The 2,208-nt window shown below is 70.8% G+C and carries 3 protein-coding genes; all 3 read left to right on the top strand.

Going from position 1 to position 2,208, the window contains the following annotated elements:
• Nucleotides 1–79: 79 nt before the first annotated feature.
• On the top strand, nucleotides 80–406 hold the full coding sequence (locus tag PUR61_RS17260) for an L-rhamnose mutarotase (protein WP_329879743.1): 327 nt from the start codon (nucleotides 80–82) through the stop codon (nucleotides 404–406).
• 53 nt (nucleotides 407–459) lie between these two features.
• Nucleotides 460–1,836 (top strand): enolase C-terminal domain-like protein, encoded by a 1,377-nt coding sequence (locus PUR61_RS17265; RefSeq protein WP_329879744.1) that lies wholly within the window; start codon nucleotides 460–462, stop codon nucleotides 1,834–1,836.
• Nucleotides 1,833–2,208: SDR family NAD(P)-dependent oxidoreductase (locus PUR61_RS17270; protein WP_329879745.1), on the top strand; the 376-nt coding region annotated here is incomplete at its 3' end. The genes PUR61_RS17265 and PUR61_RS17270, both read left to right, overlap by 4 nt.

Raw genomic sequence — 2,208 nt, forward strand, 5'->3', positions numbered from 1 at the left:
ACTACGAGCGGACGAGCCGGCAGATCATCCGCCTCATCCACAACCGGCCGCCCCCGGCCCTGTCCGCGAGGGCCGACGCATGACGCGGCGCATCGTCCAGGTGATCCGGCTCCGCCCAGAGAAGGCGGACGAGTACCGCACGCTGCACCGCGCGGTTCCGCAGCCGGTCCTGGACCGGCTCCGGGCCTGCCACATCGCCAACTACTCGATCCACCTGCGCGGGGACCTCCTGATCGGCTGCTTCGACTACCTGGGCGACGACTTCGACGCCGACATGGCCCGGATGGCCGCCGACGAGGCGACCCGGGCGTGGTGGCACCTCACGGCCCCCTGCCAGGAACCCGTGGCGGGCGCCACACCGGGGCAGTGGTGGGCACCGACGGAACAGGTGTTCCCCAGGGAATGACCCCCGCCCCGCCCTGCGCCCCCGACCGTCCCGCACCTGTGAGAGGAAAGCCCGTGCCCCCGCCGCCCCCAGACCCCGCCCGGATCATCGCGCTGGACACCTACGACATCCGCTTCCCGACCTCGCGGGAGTTGGACGGCTCGGACGCGATGAACCCCGACCCCGACTACTCCGCCGCCTACCTCGTCCTGCGCACCGACGCCCCCGACGGCCTGGAGGGCCACGGCTTCGCCTTCACCATAGGACGGGGCAACGAGGTGTTGATTGCAGGACTGGACGCGCTGCGCCACCACGTGGTCGGCCGACCCGTCGCCGACCTGTGCGCCGACCCCGGATCACTCAACCGCGACCTCATCGGCGACAGCCAACTGCGCTGGCTCGGCCCCGAGAAGGGCGTCATCCACATGGCCATCGGCGCCGTCGTCAACGCCGTATGGGACCTCGCGGCCAAGCGCGAGGGAAAGCCGCTGTGGCAGCTCCTCGCGGACGCCGACCCCTTGTGGCTGGTGAGCCAGGTCGACTTCCGCTACATCACCGACGCCCTCACCGAACAGGAGGCCCACGAACTGCTCGTACGAGGCCGCCACGGCCACCAGGAACGCCGGCGCCGGCTGCTGGAACACGGATACCCCGCCTACACGACATCACCCGGATGGCTCGGCTACAGCGACGGGAAGCTCACCCGCCTCGCACGGCAGGCCGTCGCCGACGGCTTCACCCAGATCAAGCTGAAGGTGGGAGCCGACCTCCAGGACGACATCCGCCGCTGCCGCGCCGCACGCGCCGCCGTCGGCCCGGACATCCGGATGGCCATCGACGCCAACCAGCGCTGGAACGTCGGCGACGCGATCGAGTGGACCAAGGCCCTGGCCGAGTTCGACCCGTACTGGATCGAGGAGCCGACCAGCCCCGACGACGTACTCGGACACGCGGCCATCCGCGCCGCCGTCGCCCCGGTGAAGGTCGCCACCGGCGAACACGTCCACAACCGCATCGTCTTCAAGCAACTCCTCCAGGCCGGCGCCATCGACATCCTCCAGCTCGACGCCGCAAGGGTCGGCGGCGTGAACGAGAACCTCGCCATCCTGCTTCTCGCCGCGAAGTTCGGCGTCCCGGTCTGCCCCCACGCCGGCGGCGTCGGACTGTGCGAACTCGTCCAGCACCTGTCGATGTTCGACTTCGTCGCCGTGTCCGGCACCACCACCGACCGGGCCATCGAATACGTCGACCACCTCCACCAGCACTTCGTGGATCCGGTCGTCATCCGCGACGGCCACTACGCCGCACCACTCGCACCCGGCTTCTCCGCCACCATGCTCGCCGACTCCGTCGCCACCTACACCTACCCCGACGGCGTCTTCTGGGCCGCCGACGGCGCGACGGCCCCGCCCGGCGAACCGGCGCAGGCCACTTCGGCGGCAAGCGCATGACGACCGAACTGACCGGCCTGCGCGCCGTCGTGACCGGCGGGGCATCGGGCATCGGCCTGGCCACCGCCCGACTCCTCGCGCAGCGCGGCGCCAGGGTCGCCGTCCTCGACCTCCACCCCTTCGGCATCGAACAACCTCTCACCGGCATCCGCGCGGACGTCGGGGACGACACCTCGGTACGCGTCGGCGTCGAACACGCCGCGGCCGCACTCGACGGGATCGACATCCTCGTCAACAACGCGGGGATCGGTGCCATCGGCACGGTCGAGGACAACCCCGACGACCAGTGGCACACCGTCCTGGACGTCAACGTCCTCGGACTCGTCCGCGTCACCCGCGCCGCACTGCCCCATCTACGCGCTTCCGCGCACG

This window comes from Streptomyces sp. BE20 (assembly GCF_036322525.1).
Classification (GTDB): domain Bacteria; phylum Actinomycetota; class Actinomycetes; order Streptomycetales; family Streptomycetaceae; genus Kitasatospora.